Genomic DNA, 13633 nt, shown 5'->3' on the forward strand with positions numbered 1-13633 from the left:
GCCCCACGACCGGGCCGGCACCGTGGGGCGGACCCGCCTGGAGGTGTGTGCACAGCGGGACCGCGGCCCGCTGACCGCCCGGGAGATCGCGGCGGAAGCCCGTCCTCATCCCGGAGATGTGGCAGCGGACGCCGCAGAACCAGCGCGGCTCCGTCGTCGCCCACGCGGTGCGCCGCGACACCGATGCCGTCATCTGCCGCCTCCGCCTCCGCCTTCGCTTCCGCATCGGGGCGGAGCCCCGTCCAGACCGGACACCTTGAAGACGGTACGGGCGGTCTCGCCGTCGATGCGCTTCGCCAGCCGGCGCATGGCGGTGGCCCCGCACAGCAGGGTGCCGCGCCGGATGGAGGTCTGGGCGTCGGCGTCGAGGTGGCGCCACATGGCGGGGTTGCGCACGAGGACCCTCGGGTCGATCTCGACCCTGTTCCCCTCCGTGTCCCGGAGGATCATCCGCTGGGACACCCCGTCCGACCAGCGGACCGAGACGAGCGAGTCGGTGCGGACGGTGTGCTCCACGAACAGCCCGCGGGCGCCGAGCAGACCCGGCCGGGTCGAGACCCGCAGGGGCAGCAGGATCACGAAGACGAGGACGGCCAGGCCCGTCCACAGGATGCCGCGGGTCACGTCGAGCCGGCCGGCACCCGCGTCCAGCCCTAAGAGGGCGGTGAAGAACAGGACGGCCACGCCGGCCGCCGACCGCCGTTCCCCGGCCCACTGCGCGTCCTGTGCGGGCGCTCCAGTGCCGGTCGAGGGCTGAGTGATACGTCGTCCCATGCGATCGACAGTAGGACCGGCCGGACCCCCCGGCCGAGACCCCTGACGCACCCCTGACGCACAGCTGACGCCGCACCGACGGCATCCTGACGGGTGCGCTCCACCACCGCTCCGAAGCCGCCGTGCGGGCGGCGTCCCCGTCAGCCGGTGGAGTCTCGCACGAGGGCGGCCACGCGGGTGGGGTGTTCTTCGACCACGAGGTGTCCGGCGCCGGGAACGACGTGGAGTTCGGGCCGAGGGTCGCGTGCACGGCCGGCCGGAGCCGTCGCGGCGGCAGGAAGGTGTCGTGGGCCCCCGTGGCGACCAGCCGGGGAACCATCCGTGCGGGCAGTTCGGCCGCGCCGGGCGCACCGCTGGAACGGGAGTGGCGGGCGACGAGGGTCATCCACTCCACCAGTTCGGGGCGGGGCAGATGGCCGGGCGCGAGCATGGCCCGCAGCAGACCATGTGGGTCCGGGCGCCGTTGGCGGTCGTCTCCGTCCGCTCGTGCGGTACCGGCCACGCGTCCAGCCGGTCGGTGCACCAGCGGCGGATGTGCTCCCTGCCCCGGGTACTGCGGTAGGTGGAGTCCATCGGCAGAGTATCGGCGCTCGTCCTGCCGCCGGCGTGTCCCTTCAGGCGGTGCGGCCGACGAGGAGGAGACGTTGACGACGCGCCCGCCCCCCCGTGCCCAGCGGCGCGAGGCCGCATCTTTTGCGAACGATGCGCAACCGTTCCGCCGTCCTGCATGTCACACCATGCAGGAGCGACCAACTCCAATGACCAGCAGGGGGAAACATGAGGTTCACCCGTCCCGTCCTCACCACCACCGCGTTCGCCGCCATGGCCCTGGGGGCCACGACCGCGCTGGCGGCGCCCGCCTCCGCCGCGCCCAACACCACACCGCAGAAGGTCTGCGGGAGCGCCTACAAGACCGTGAACTCGGCCGCCATCGGCTCGCTGGGCACCGTCTACCTGACGTACAACGCCTCGAACGGCAAGAACTGCGTCGCGACCATCCGCAACAACCCGGGTGCGGCCGTGGACATGGCCCTCTGGATCGAGGTTCCCGAGACCTGGGAGCGGGGCGAGGACTTCGGCCGGTACACGTCGTACGCGGGCCCGGCCTACGTGTACGGCAAGGGCCACTGCGTCGACTGGGGCGGGGGCATCAGCAACGTGCACGTGCAGGTGTACAACTCCAACTGCGGCGCGCGCAAGGAGCACCGGGTCACCGAGGTCCGCTGACCCGAACTCCTCCTGACCGCGGCGTTCCGTGCGGTCGTGCGGTCGTCGGGTGCGGAACGCACGGCCCGACGACCGCACGGGAACTCAGATGCGGGCGAAGACGTTGATCACTATCCCGATGTAGAGAACGACGAGCAGGGTCCAGAAGGTGTAGACGGTGCCGGGGTATCGGATGTGGAGAGGTATCCGGATCGTCGGGTAACGCCTGCGCAGTTCTCGTGGAGTCGGCAGCCCCCCGGGCTGCTGCTGAAGAGCCGCACTGCGCCACACGCGGTCGAGTTCGGCTTCCCGCCACTGCCGGGGGTTGAGCATGACGGCGGCACGGTCATCACCCACGATGAGCACCTCGCCGGAGGTGCCGTTGGAGTCGATGGGGGTCCGGACGAGGAAGCCGGGGCCTTCGATGGCGGTCACCCGGCGCGCCCAGTTGCGCACCAGGACGGCGTCGTCCACGAGCGCCACGTACGAGTTCACCGTGTGCAGGACGGCGTAGGTCACGTACCACAGGAAGGGGAGCGCGACGAGGACGACGGCCGCCGGTACGGCCGCCGGCCCGAGTCCCTCACTGGTGCCTTCCCCGCCGGCGAGCATGAGCGTCAAACTGATGCCCGGCAGGATGGCAGCCGGTACGATCGCCCAGGCCACCCGGCCGAACCGGCTCCTGTCCGGGGACACGACCAGCTCTGTCCGACGGTCACTCACGACTGCTCCCCCTTCACCGGATCCCGGTGAGGTACCCACGCTCGAAGGGCCGCAACCGCCTGCCGTTCGCCGGCGCTCACGGTGCGGCCCCGGCGACGGCAGAACGGGCGCGGTCAGACCCGCGCGACGAGGGCGTAGCGTTCGTCGGTCACCGGCCCGCCCCACAGGTCGGCGTTGGCGCTGAGGGGTTCGATGCGCAGGTCCCTGACGAGCGGGCGCACCACCTCCGCCAGGTCGGCGGCGGTGACTCCCAGGTGCCACGGCAGCGTTTCGGCGCCGGCGACGTACGGCACGTCGCTCTGTCCGGCCTCCCGCCATCGGCCCTCGACGAGGACGAGGAGGCCGCCGGGGCGGATGCGGCCGGCCCACTCGCGCAGGGCGGCGTGGGGGTCGGGCAGGGTCCAGACGAGGTGACGCGAGAGCACGACATCGAACCTCTCCTCCCCGGTCGGCGGCATGGCGGCGTCGCCGACCAGGAACCGGCCCTCAAGGCCGGCGGCCGACAGCTTGGCCCGGGCCTGCTCGGCCATGCGCGGCGCCAGGTCCACCCCGGTCACGCGGTGCCCCGCCTCGGCGATCAGCTCGGAGAGGGATCCCGTGCCGCAGCCGATGTCCAGCACGTCCGAGGGGTGCGGCGGGAGCCAGGCGGTCAGGAGTCCCGCCCACGCGGCGCGGGTGTTCGCGGCCCGCAGGCCGTGGTCGGGCTCGTCGTCGAAGTCCGGGGCGGCAGCGTTCCAGTAGGCGGCAATGGCAGCAGCAGGGCTTGTCATTCCGGGATTCTTTCAGCCGCCACTGACAACGCCGGCGGATGACGAGCACGCCATCCGCCCGGACCGGAGGCGGGGTATTGCGGAGTACCGAATTCAGCCTCGGGACAGGACCGGGACCGGTCATGATGGCCGGGCCATGCCGAAGTTCCGTGCGTTTGACCGTCATCACTCGGTTCAGCGTCCTCCCGCAGGTGCCGCTGTCGTATGGTCGGTCGTTCTCGCCCTTGCCGCCGCGCAAGCGGTCCTGCCCGGCCGGCCGTCACGCCGCCGCGGCCGAATGTCCACGCGGCCCTCCTGCACCGCGTACAGCCCTGCGCCCCGTCACTCCCCGGCAGCACTCCACCGCGCCATGTCCTCGCGCACGAGTCCTGGGAGGTCATGCCGAATGAACACAGCAGAGAAGAGAAGGGAACGGCAGTGCTGAAGGCGGGTCTCAAGCGGCTCCTGGGGCGCACCGGGTTCGACATCGTGCGCAGCATCAACAACCGCGGTGGTGTGGACGACTTCCTCCCGTTCGAGGCGACCATGCGGGCCGCACGGTCGGCCGGCCTGTCGGTCGGCGACTACCTCGACGAGGTCGTGAACGGCACGCCCGGAGCGACGCAGTCGACCGTCGACCGACTGCGCACCCTCGGAGTGTTCGCCGCGAATCCCCGGACGGTGCTGGAGATCGGCCCGGGGTCCGGCCGCTACCTGGAGAAGACCTTGCAGGAGTGCTCCCCGGGCCAGTACGAGATCTACGAGACGGCGGCCCCCTGGGCCGAGTACCTGGTGGACACGTTCCAGGTGGTGGCGCAGCCGACCGCCGGATGCAGCCTCGCCCCCACGCCCGACGGGAGCGTCGATCTCGTCCAGGCCCACAAGGTCTTCAACACCGTGACCTTCCTCAGTGCCTCCCGCTACTTCTTCGAGATGGCACGCGTCACGCGACCCGGCGGCCGGATCGTCTTCGACGTCATGACGGAGACCTGCCTGGACCCGGCCACGATGCGCGCCTGGGCGACCCGGGGCGGGGCGGGACACGACTCGTATCCGGCCGCCATGCCCCGCCAGGTGTGCGTGGACCTCTTCGCGACCCTCGGGTGCCGTCTGGAGGCCGGCTTCCCGGCGCCCATGGGCTTCGCGGCCACCGAGGTCCTCGTCTTCGGAAAGGAGCCGTGACGCACGGATCGCCCGGCCGCGGATGCCCGGCGGTGGCGGGCCGGATGACGGGGACATCGCCCCGCCCCGCGCGGTGCGTCAGCTCTGCGCGGTGTCGTCGCCCGCCTGCTTGGCGCTCTCGGCCGCGCGTGCCTTCTCGCGCATCTTGCGCACCAGCTCCGCCTTGCGGTCGGCGGCACCCTGGCGGTCGAGGTTGCGGTGCGGACCGTTGTTCTGCCGTTCGGCGCGGGACAGCTTCTTGCGCTGGCCGCCGCCCTGGCCCACGGGGTTGTTGATGTTCTTGCTGTCGGGCACGGGTTCTCCCGGTGGTGCTGTGAAGTGGTCTGCGGATTCGTCGGTGGGGGACGCTCTCACTCGGACATCGGTCTCTGTAAGAACATGACAAAGACGGTACCTGGTCCCGCCGGCCCCGCGGACCAACCCCTTCGCCGCCCGGCCCCCACCCCCACGGGCGAGGGGATTCGCGCAACTTGAGGCAATTCCGGTTCGGCTACGGAACGTATTCGATCACTTACGGAGATCGGTATATCCGTTGGCCGCACGGGGCAGGGAAGGCCCTGGGAACAGCGGGGTTCGGCCCGCAGGTGAAGGGAGCGGCATGCCCAGGGACACGGACGTCCGGCACGCGGTGGTGATCGGGGCGGGCACGGCGGGTCTTGCCGCTGCCCGGGTCCTGGCCGACCGCTTCGAGGCCGTCACGGTCATCGAACGCGACACGCTTCCGAGCGCGTCCGCCCCCAGGCCCGGAGTGCCGCAAGGGCATCATGTCCACGGCCTCCTGGCCCTCGGCGCGGAAGTGTTCGAAGGCTACTTCCCCGGACTGCGGGCCGAGCTGGAACGGGCCGGGGCGCCGGTGTGGGACTGGGGCGAGGGGCTGTGCGCCGTGCTTCCCAACGGCACCCCGCCGCCCACCCCGATGGGCATGCCGATCCAGACCTTCTCCCGTCCGCTCCTGGAGCACGTCCTGCGCCAACGGGTGACGGCGCTGGAGCCCGTCACCCTGCGGGACGGGCTGACCGTCACCGGCCTGCGCACCACCACCTCCGGCAAGGTCACCGGGGTGCGCGTCAAGGAAGGTGACGCCGAGGACGAGATCTCCGCGGACCTCGTGGTGGACGCCTCGGGCCGCTCCTCCCACCTGCCGCAATGGCTGGCCGCGCTCGGGCTGCCCAGTCCCCGTACGACGACCGTCGATGCCCAGGTCGGCTACGCCTCACGCACCTACGCCTACCCGGAAGGGCAGGCCCCGCTCCCGTGGATGGGCGTCCTGCAACCCCTGCGGGCCCCCGACTTCCACAAGGGCTGCTACGCCATCCAGATCGAGGACAACACGATCCACGTCACCCTGCACGGAGCCGGGGGAACCCAACTGCCCCGCGAAGACGACTTCCTCGCCTTCGCGAAATCCCTGCGCGGCCCCGTCGCCGACACCATCGCCTCCCTCACCCCCACCTCCGGCGTGCGCCGCTACGCCCGGACGGTCAACCGGAAGATCGCCTACCACCGTGTTGCCCGCTGGCCCGACGGACTGATCGCCCTGGGGGACTCGGTGTGCACCTTCAACCCCGCCTACGGCCAGGGCATGACCGTCGCCGCACTCGAAGCCCGTCTCCTGGAGCAGATGCTCGGCAACGGGCGCGCCCGCACTCCCCTGGACGGTGCGGCCTTCCAGAAGCGGCTGGCCCGCGTCACCGCCTTCCCGTGGCTGATGGCGACCATCCCCGATCGGGCCTGGGAGCAACGGCGGTCCGCCTGGCCCGTCGGGGCCGGCAACTGGTTCATGAACCGCCTGATCGACACCGTCCCCCATGACCCGCAGCTCTACACCGCCTTCTCCGGCCTCTTCCACATGACCGCGGGACCTCTGACGCTGGCCGACCCACGCCTGCTGGGCCGCGTCCTCATCGGCCCCCGCCGAGGAGGAGGCCCCCGGGCGACCACCCGGAGGACCTAGGGGCCGAGGTCCTCGAACCATTCGGGGTGGCGGCGGCGGACGTCCGCCATCGCCGTGCGGAAGCGGCGCAGCGCGGACTCGAAGACGCGCTCGCCGCCCTCGCTGATCTCCAGCCGGCGGTCCCCGAAGACGAGGCGGACGGTCACGACGACCACGTCCTCGCTGGTCCCCCCGAGATCGGTGACGGTCACCACGCGCTCCGTACGGGACGAGGAGTTCACGCCGAGCCGTCCGAGCTGGGAGTACGGGACACGCAGGAGCCCCTGGTGGCCCAGCACGCACAGGTGCGTGTCGGTGAACCCGAGGGAAGGGGCCTTGGCGCCGGCCGAACGGCCGACCAGCCTCTCCCCGTCGGCCATGCCGTACCGGTTCCTCGTCAGGGCCTTCAGCCACCCCGCACGTCCGGTGTCCCGTACGAGGGTGAAGCGCTCCAGCATCAGCACCAGGCGCAGGGCGTCGACGAACGTGGTGGGCCGGTAGCGGTGCAGCGCGATGTGGGCGTCCACCTCCTCGGCCTTGAGCCCGTGCTCGCTGCGGCCCGACACGGTGCGGAAGTACGGCGGCGCCGCCCGCGACCACCGGTCGGGGTCGCGCACGGTGTTGATGACCTCCCTCAGGTGTGTCTCGACGTCTCCGATCCGGTACCCGGCGCCCTTGACGGTGGAGAAGGAGAGCCCCTCGGAGGTGGTGACCCGGGGAGCGGGCACGGCTGCGGGGAGCGGCTCGGGCGCCGGCGGGGGAGGCAGCCGGTTGCGTACGAAGGGGAAGGCTCCCGCGCCCGTCTTGCCGCACTCCTCCGGCAGGGCGAGGCCCTCGGCACGCATGCGGCGGCGGACCACCTGGTAGACCTCGCTCAGGCTCACCAGCGGCCCGGCGCCCGGGACCCCCTCCCGTACGGTCTCCAGCAGGAACCCGGTGAAGGCGCTGTACCTGGCCCCCGGGGGAGCCTTGGAAGTCCGGTTCTCCGGAGCCGAGGTGAGGGAGTAGATGCCGTCGTAGACGGACAATTGGCCCTTCACCAGCCGGGGCCCGGCGGACATGAGGTCGGCGTGCGCCCGGCCGCTGTAGCAGGCGTCCAGGATCACGATCCTGACGGTCGCGTCGGACTCCTTGACGACGCCCGCCAGGTAGGAGAACGCCAGGCTGGTCCAGTCCAGACCGGGCTCGCTCTCCGTGAGGCTGAGGTGGAGGTCGCCGGCGCCCGTCAGCAGCCCGTGGCCGCTGTAGTAGACGAGCAGGACGTCCTCCGCCTGCTCGGCGGCCGCCGCCACGGGCCCCATGATGTCCTGCGCCTTGCCGGGATCGTCGACCAGCCGCACGTCCCGCGCCGTGAAACCGCCCAGCGCCCGGTCGGTGAGCACGTCCGCGAGGCCCCGGACGTTGTGCTTCGAGTGGGGGATCGCCTTGAGGTCCCGCGACGCGTACGTCGCGGTGCCGATCAGTACGGCGCGGGACGAGCCGTAGGACGGGAGGGAGGCGCTGCTCACCGACCGTCCAGCACGCGGACGATGCGGATGGCGACCTCGTCGGGGTCCTGGAGCCGGGAGGCGTCGATCTCCACCTCCTTGTCCCCGCTGCGCACGCGGATCCGCACCGCCCGCCGCCGGACGCCGGCCCAGGTGCCCAGGGAGGCCGCCACGGCCGTCAGCACCACCCGTGGTTCCACCAGCAGGTGCAGGGCCTCCGCCACCGGGCCCATGTCCCCTTCCCCGGCCGGCGCGGCCTGGGCGGTGATGGTGACCCGCCCGAGTTCCCGGTCCTGCCGCAGCCACTGTTCCAGCCGGCGCAGCTCGTCGCCCGCCTCGTCGCCGATCAAGCCCACCCGCACGATCATGGAGCACCCCCGGGGATTCGCAACTCGCAGGCCCGCATCCTAGTGAGGCGTGGCGGCCGCCGCCCCGGTTTCGTCCGCCGTTCCCCACTCCGGGTACGACCCCGGAGAGCGGCGCCCCCGTGCGGAGTTCCCGGGCGGTGCTCAGGGGCAGCTGATGCGGGTGTCGCCCGGGTCGGTGGTGCAGGTGTCGGTGTTGAAGCCGCCGTTGGCGCTGTCGTTGCCCGGGACCCCGTCGACCGTGTCGAGGCGGTCTTCTCCGTAGTAGCCGGTCAGGGTGTCGTTGCCGGGACCGCCGAGGAGGGTGTCGTTGCCGAAGCCGCCGTCGACGTTGTCGTTGCCGGGGCCGGCGTGGACCGTGTCGTTGCCGTAGCTCGCCCGGACGGTGTCGTTGCCGCTCAGGGCGCAGATGACGTCGTTGCCGTAGCCGCCGTTGAGGGTGTCGGTGCCGCTGGTGCCGATGATCGTGCAGCCCCGGGCGTTGTTGACGGTGGTGGCGGCCGTCGCCGTGTTGTTGGCGGTCGCCGGGTCCGTCTGGGCGGCGGACGCGGTGGCCCGGTCCGAGAGGGTGCCGGTCGCGCGGGGTTCGGCGACGAACCTGACCGTGGTCTGCGCACCGGGGGCGAGGGTGCCGAGCGCGCAGTTGGCGGTGGCGGCGGAGAGGGTGCAGGTGCCCTGGGCGGGGGTGGCGGACAGGAGGGCCGCGGGGCCGGTGAGGGTGTCGGCCAGGGTGACTCCGGTGGCCGTGGTGGTGGTGCTCGTATTGGTCACCGTCACGGTGTACGCGGCCTGGTCGCCGATGCTGACGGAGACCGGGCCGGTCTTGGTGACGGCCAGGTCCACTCCGGGCGGGGGCGGCGGGGTGGTGACCTGGTAGCGGACGAGGCCCCGGTCGTCGCCCGTGTTGCCGGAGACGACGATCTTCCCGTCGGACTGCAGGGCCACCGCGTTGGCGGTGTCGAAGTAGCCGGAGGAGACGTCGGTGTGGACCTTCCCGCCCGTGCCGAAGCCGCTGTCCAGGGACCCGTCGGCGTGGTAGCGGGCCACGCCGAAGTCGGCCAGGCTGATGCCCGCTGCGACGATCTTGCCGTCGGGCTGGAGGGCCAGGTCGGCGGCCCCGTCCAGGGTGTTGGTTCCGAAGTCGGTGGTGACCTTGCCGTCGCCGTCGAAGCTGCTGTCGAGCCTGCCGTCGGCCGGGTTGTAGCGGGCGAGGGCGAAGTCGAAGCCGCTGTTCCCCGCAGTGACGATCTTCCCGTCGGGCTGGACCTCGACCCCGTTGGCCACGTCGGCACCGGCGAAGGGGGTGGTGACCCGGCCGGCGTCGCCGAAGGTGGTGTCCAGGCTGCCGTTCGGGTGGTAGCGGGCGAGCGCGAAGTCGGATTCGTTGGAGGGGTAGTTGTATCCCGAGCGGCCCGCGATCACGATCTTGTCGTCGGACTGGAGCGTCACGTCGAACGCGGTCGCGGATCCTCCGGCGAAGCCGGTGGTCACCTTGCCGCCGTCGCCGAAGGTGGTGTCGAGGCTGCCGTTGACGGCGTTGTACCGGGCCAGGGCGACGTCGGTGCCGCTCCCGCCCGCCGCCACGATGGCGCCGCCGGGCTGGACCACGACCGCGTGGGCCTCCTGCGGGCCACCGGTGCCGAAGTCGGTGGTCGTGAAACCGCTGCCGTCGAAGCTGCTGTCGAGGCTGCCGTCCGGGTTGAAGCGGGCGACGGTGAACGCCCCGCCGCCGTCGGGGTCCGCGCTGTAGCCGGCGACGACGAGCTTCCCGTCCGGCTGCACCGCCACCGCGTCGGCCGTGTCGTCGCCGCCGCGCAGGTCGGCCGTGATCCTGCCGTCGGTGTCGCCGTCACCGTTGAAGGTCGGGTCGAGGCTGCCGTCGGGGTTGTAGCGGGCCAGCGCGAAGTCGGAGTAGCCGCCCGCCGCGGGGACGGTCAGGCCGACGGTGACGATCTTGCCGTCCGCCTGGATCACCATGCCGCGGCTCTCGTCGTAGCCGCCGCCGCCGAAGTCGGTGGCGACCCTGCCGTCGCCGTCGAAGGCCGGATCGGGGTCGCCCGGTGCGCCGAGCGCGGGCGAGGGCAGGGCCAGGACGAGCGCCAGTCCGGCGGCGACGGCCGCGGCCGCGCCCCGGCGCGGCGGGATTCTCCTGCGGCCGGAGGCCGGGGCCGGGGCCGGGGCGGATGTGGACGCGGCCGCGTGCGCGGACGGGTCGACGGGACCGGAGTTTGCGGACGGCGACGTGGACAGTGACGTGGACATGGAGACCCTTCGTCTGCTCACCGCCGCCATGCAGCGGGCCGGCGGCTCCCACTGGACAGGCCACAGCCTGTTGGGGCCGCCGCGGCCCGGCACGTACGGCGGGCCGCGCTGGGCTCACTGGAGCACCGCGATCCACCCCATCGGGTGAGCCGCCCCGCCCGCCGCGGCTACGCGGTGGCCGGCAGGACGTGCTCGCCGGTCCTGTCGGTGCTCAGGCACAGCGAGCAGACGGCCGCGTCGTGGGCGAGGCAGGCCGTGAGGTCCGGGCGCTCGTACGGCTGTTGGCAGACGTGGCAGTCGAGGACGGCCGCGCTCGGGTTGCCGTCGGGGTCCAGGATCGGCTCGGCGAGGCCGTCGTCGGCGCGGCGCAGGTAGTAGCGGCCCCGGGTGACCACGGCCATCAGCGGGGTGAGGGCGAAGGCGATGACGGCCGCCGCCACGGGCGAGTACGGCTGGAGGCTGTCGCCGAAGAGGCCGAAGTACAGGGCGATCGACAGGCCGGAGGAGGCGACGAAGGCGACGACGCCCACGGGGTTCACCGGGTGGAGCATGCCCCGGCGGAACTCCGGCCGGAGCGGGGACAGTTTCAGCACGTACTTGTTGATGCCGATGTCGGTGGCCACGGTGACCACCCAGGCGATCGCGCAGTTCGAGTAGAAGCCCAGGACGCCGCCCAGGAAGCTGAACATGTCGGCCTCCATCAGCGCGAGGGCGAACGCCAGGTTGACCAGGACGAAGACCATGCGGCCCGGGTAGCGCCCGGTGACGCGGGTGAAGGCGTTCGTCCAGGCCAGCGATCCGGAGTACGCGTTCGTCACGTTGATCTTGATCTGGCTGATCACGACGAGGACCACGGCCAGCGGGATGACCGTCCAGGACGGCATCATCGCCTCGAACGCGCCGCGGAACTGCCGGATGGGCTCGGGCGCGGCGGCCGGTCCGACCTCGGCGATGACGCGGACGGCCAGGAAGACGCCGATGGCCTGCTTGAGCGCGCCGAGCACGACCCATCCCGGGCCGGCCATCACCACCGCGGTCCACCACGCGCGCTTGTTCGCCTCCGTCTTGGGCGGCATGAAGCGCAGGTAGTCGATCTGCTCGCCGATCTGCGCGATCAAGGACAGGCACACCCCCGCACCGAGCATGACGGAAGCGGTGCTGACGGCACCGTCCCCGTCCGTGCCGGTGTAGGCGAGGAAGCGGCCGACCGTGCCGGGGTCCTCGGCGATCAGGTACACCAGCGGACCGACCATGAGCAGCAGCCAGAGCGGGGTCGTCCACACCTGGAGCGTGCTGAGCGCCTTCATGCCGTAGACGACCAGCGGGATCACCATGAGGGTGGAGACGGCGTAGCCCAGCCAGAGTGGCAGTCCGAGGCCGAGTCTGAGGCCCTGGGCCATGATCGCGCCTTCGAGGGCGAAGAAGATGAAGGTGAAGCTGGCGAAGATGACGCCGGTGAGGACCGAGCCGTAGTAGCCGAAGCCGGAGCCGCGGGTGATGAGGTCGAGGTCGATGTTGTAGCGCGCGCCGTAGTAGGCGAGGGGGAAGCCGGTGACGAAGATGACGACCGCGGCGACGGCGATGGCCAGCAGGGCGTTGCCGGTGCCGTGGGCCAGGCCGATGCCGGCGCCGATGGAGAAGTCGGCCATGTAGGCGATCCCGCCGAGTGCCGTGGTGGCCACGACCATGGGGGTCCAGCGGCGGTAGCTGCGCGGAGCGAACCGGAGGGTGTAGTCCTCCAGCGTCTCCTCGACCGCCTGGCCGCCGGCAGCGACGCCCTCCGTCGTGCCGGCGGTGGCCCGTGGTGACTCGGTGGTGCTCATGCGACGCCTCCCGGTGGGGCTGGGTGCAGGTCCGTCCCTCGACCGGTCACGCTAGGAACGGGTTGTTACCCCACGTGCACGCTGTGGTGAACACCATGTTGCCGCAGGCGGGGGCGGTCACGCCGACGGGAAGGCGGGGTCGGAAGAGCTCCAGGGACGCGCGGTGCTCGGACCCGGTGAGCCCGCCCGGCTCGGCCTGGAGGTGCAGCACGGTGTGGCCGAACTCCGCGTGGTAGCGGTGGACCTTCTCTATCACCTGCTGGGGGCTGCCGATCAGCGCCGAGCTGCGCTCGACGAAGTCCTCCAGCGTCGGGAACACCGGCTCCAGGCCCTGCCGCGCGTGCGCGTCGAGGTACCGGGCGAAGGCCGGCCGGTACGCCAGTGCGGCCTGCTGCGAGGTGGGGGCCGTGTGGAAGCCGGCCGTGCCCGCGCCGACGACCGCGTGCGCGGGATCGTGCCCGTTGTGCTCCCAGCGCTCCCGGTAGTGCCGGACCAGCTCGGCGTAGGGGCCGATGGGGTGGGTGACGTTCGCGGAGAAGAGCGGGTCCCCGTGGCGCGCGGCGAGATCGACGGACTCCCGGCTCGTGGCGCTGCCGTGCCAGATCCGGACGGCCCGCTGGTACGGCCTCGGGAGCACCTCCGCCCCGGTCAGGGCGGGGCGGAAGCGGGGTTCGGCGGTCACCTTGTCCTCGCGCCAGATCCGCCGGAACAGCTCGTAGCCCTCGGTGTTGCGCTCCCACTGGTCCTCGGGGGTGACGTCGAAGAGGTCCCGCTGCGCCGTGCCGTTGCCCTTGCCGATCATCAGCTCCAGCCGGCCGTCGCAGAGGTGGTCGAGCGTCGCGTAGTCCTCGTACGCCCGTACCGGATCGAGCAGGCTCAGCGTGGTCACGGCGGTGAACAGCCGGATCCGGCTGGTCAGCGCGGCGATGTGGGAGAGGAACCAGTAGGCGAACCGGTCCCATTGGTAGAAGGGGTTGGTGATCAGCCCGTGTGCGGCCTGGGAGACCAGCACCAGTACGACGGCGGTGGTCACCCAGCGGCCCGGGGGGGGGGGGGGGGGGGGGGGGGGGGGGGGGGGGGGCGGGGGGGGGGGGGGGGGGAGGGGGGGGAGGGGGGGGGGGGGGGAGGG

General features: G+C 72.0%; 14 protein-coding genes. 4 read left to right on the forward strand and 10 right to left on the reverse strand.

Features of this window, described 5'->3' with window-relative positions:
* Nucleotides 1-189: 189 nt before the first annotated feature.
* Both AC07A6_RS10335 and AC07A6_RS10340 read right to left on the reverse strand, forming a co-directional pair.
* Nucleotides 190-774 carry a hypothetical protein gene (locus AC07A6_RS10335; protein WP_478776811.1) on the reverse strand — a complete coding sequence of 195 codons (585 nt, stop codon included), beginning with the start codon at nucleotides 772-774 and terminating at the stop codon, nucleotides 190-192.
* 381 nt (nucleotides 775-1155) lie between these two features.
* Nucleotides 1156-1347, reverse strand: a complete 192-nt coding sequence (locus AC07A6_RS10340) for a hypothetical protein (RefSeq protein WP_478776812.1) — start codon at nucleotides 1345-1347, stop codon at nucleotides 1156-1158.
* Between the two features lie 204 nt (nucleotides 1348-1551).
* Here AC07A6_RS10340 and AC07A6_RS10345 point away from each other — a divergent pair, with 204 nt between their 5' ends.
* Complete coding sequence (locus AC07A6_RS10345; protein WP_362465530.1) at nucleotides 1552-2001, forward strand: spore-associated protein; 450 nt, start codon at nucleotides 1552-1554, stop codon at nucleotides 1999-2001.
* An 84-nt stretch (nucleotides 2002-2085) separates the two neighbouring features.
* Here AC07A6_RS10345 and AC07A6_RS10350 read toward each other — a convergent pair whose 3' ends face one another.
* Nucleotides 2086-2703, reverse strand: coding sequence for a hypothetical protein (locus tag AC07A6_RS10350; RefSeq protein ID WP_478776813.1), 618 nt, complete (start codon nucleotides 2701-2703; stop codon nucleotides 2086-2088).
* 113 nt (nucleotides 2704-2816) lie between these two features.
* A complete protein-coding gene (locus tag AC07A6_RS10355; protein WP_362465535.1) occupies nucleotides 2817-3473 on the reverse strand; it encodes a class I SAM-dependent methyltransferase in 657 nt (218 codons plus the stop codon).
* A gap of 417 nt (nucleotides 3474-3890) precedes the next feature.
* On the opposite strand from AC07A6_RS10355, the gene AC07A6_RS10360 reads away from it, so the two are divergent.
* The gene (locus AC07A6_RS10360) at nucleotides 3891-4634 is read left to right on the forward strand and encodes a methyltransferase domain-containing protein (RefSeq protein ID WP_478776814.1); all 744 of its coding nucleotides are present in this window, start codon (nucleotides 3891-3893) and stop codon (nucleotides 4632-4634) included.
* 78 nt (nucleotides 4635-4712) lie between these two features.
* On the opposite strand, the gene AC07A6_RS10365 is transcribed toward AC07A6_RS10360, so the two are convergent.
* Nucleotides 4713-4928, reverse strand: a complete 216-nt coding sequence (locus tag AC07A6_RS10365; RefSeq protein ID WP_478776815.1) for a DUF6243 family protein — start codon at nucleotides 4926-4928, stop codon at nucleotides 4713-4715.
* Between the two features lie 304 nt (nucleotides 4929-5232).
* Here AC07A6_RS10365 and AC07A6_RS10370 point away from each other — a divergent pair, with 304 nt between their 5' ends.
* Nucleotides 5233-6588, forward strand: coding sequence for an NAD(P)/FAD-dependent oxidoreductase (locus tag AC07A6_RS10370; protein ID WP_478776816.1), 1356 nt, complete (start codon nucleotides 5233-5235; stop codon nucleotides 6586-6588).
* On the opposite strand, the gene AC07A6_RS10375 is transcribed toward AC07A6_RS10370, so the two are convergent.
* The 3 genes from AC07A6_RS10375 to AC07A6_RS10385 all read right to left on the reverse strand — a co-directional run bounded on the left by AC07A6_RS10375 (nucleotide 6585) and on the right by AC07A6_RS10385 (nucleotide 10681).
* The gene (locus AC07A6_RS10375; protein WP_478776817.1) at nucleotides 6585-8075 is read right to left on the reverse strand and encodes a caspase family protein; all 1491 of its coding nucleotides are present in this window, start codon (nucleotides 8073-8075) and stop codon (nucleotides 6585-6587) included. The genes AC07A6_RS10370 and AC07A6_RS10375 overlap by 4 nt on opposite strands.
* A complete protein-coding gene (locus AC07A6_RS10380) occupies nucleotides 8072-8410 on the reverse strand; it encodes an effector-associated constant component EACC1 (RefSeq protein ID WP_386273713.1) in 339 nt (112 codons plus the stop codon). The genes AC07A6_RS10375 and AC07A6_RS10380 overlap by 4 nt, the downstream gene beginning before the upstream one ends.
* A 153-nt stretch (nucleotides 8411-8563) precedes the next feature.
* Entirely contained in the window at nucleotides 8564-10681 is a 2118-nt protein-coding gene (locus tag AC07A6_RS10385; protein WP_478776818.1) for a calcium-binding protein, read from the reverse strand.
* Here AC07A6_RS10385 and AC07A6_RS10390 point away from each other — a divergent pair.
* Nucleotides 10680-10829 carry a hypothetical protein gene (locus tag AC07A6_RS10390; RefSeq protein ID WP_386273716.1) on the forward strand — a complete coding sequence of 50 codons (150 nt, stop codon included), beginning with the start codon at nucleotides 10680-10682 and terminating at the stop codon, nucleotides 10827-10829. The two genes, AC07A6_RS10385 and AC07A6_RS10390, sit on opposite strands and share 2 nt — an antisense overlap.
* Before the next feature lie 19 nt (nucleotides 10830-10848).
* Here AC07A6_RS10390 and AC07A6_RS10395 read toward each other — a convergent pair whose 3' ends face one another.
* Together AC07A6_RS10395 and AC07A6_RS10400 are read right to left on the reverse strand one after the other, a co-directional pair.
* The gene (locus AC07A6_RS10395; RefSeq protein WP_478776819.1) at nucleotides 10849-12504 is read right to left on the reverse strand and encodes an allantoin permease; all 1656 of its coding nucleotides are present in this window, start codon (nucleotides 12502-12504) and stop codon (nucleotides 10849-10851) included.
* A gap of 46 nt (nucleotides 12505-12550) precedes the next feature.
* The gene (locus tag AC07A6_RS10400; protein WP_478776898.1) at nucleotides 12551-13489 is read right to left on the reverse strand and encodes an LLM class flavin-dependent oxidoreductase; all 939 of its coding nucleotides are present in this window, start codon (nucleotides 13487-13489) and stop codon (nucleotides 12551-12553) included.
* Nucleotides 13490-13633 lie beyond the last annotated feature (144 nt).

The organism is Streptomyces sp. NPDC044002, from assembly GCF_056434525.1.

What these genes read in the sequence shown, in the direction of transcription:
- AC07A6_RS10385 (WP_478776818.1), bottom strand. Translation starts at nt 10,681, where the DNA reads ATGTCCACGTCACTGTCCACGTCGCCGTCCGCAAACTCCGGTCCCGTC.
- AC07A6_RS10355 (WP_362465535.1), bottom strand. Translation starts at nt 3,473, where the DNA reads ATGACAAGCCCTGCTGCTGCCATTGCCGCCTACTGGAACGCTGCCGCC.
- AC07A6_RS10345 (WP_362465530.1), top strand. Translation starts at nt 1,552, where the DNA reads ATGAGGTTCACCCGTCCCGTCCTCACCACCACCGCGTTCGCCGCCATG.
- AC07A6_RS10395 (WP_478776819.1), bottom strand. Translation starts at nt 12,504, where the DNA reads ATGAGCACCACCGAGTCACCACGGGCCACCGCCGGCACGACGGAGGGC.
- AC07A6_RS10340 (WP_478776812.1), bottom strand. Translation starts at nt 1,347, where the DNA reads ATGGACTCCACCTACCGCAGTACCCGGGGCAGGGAGCACATCCGCCGC.
- AC07A6_RS10370 (WP_478776816.1), top strand. Translation starts at nt 5,233, where the DNA reads ATGCCCAGGGACACGGACGTCCGGCACGCGGTGGTGATCGGGGCGGGC.
- AC07A6_RS10335 (WP_478776811.1), bottom strand. Translation starts at nt 774, where the DNA reads ATGGGACGACGTATCACTCAGCCCTCGACCGGCACTGGAGCGCCCGCA.
- AC07A6_RS10390 (WP_386273716.1), top strand. Translation starts at nt 10,680, where the DNA reads ATGGAGACCCTTCGTCTGCTCACCGCCGCCATGCAGCGGGCCGGCGGC.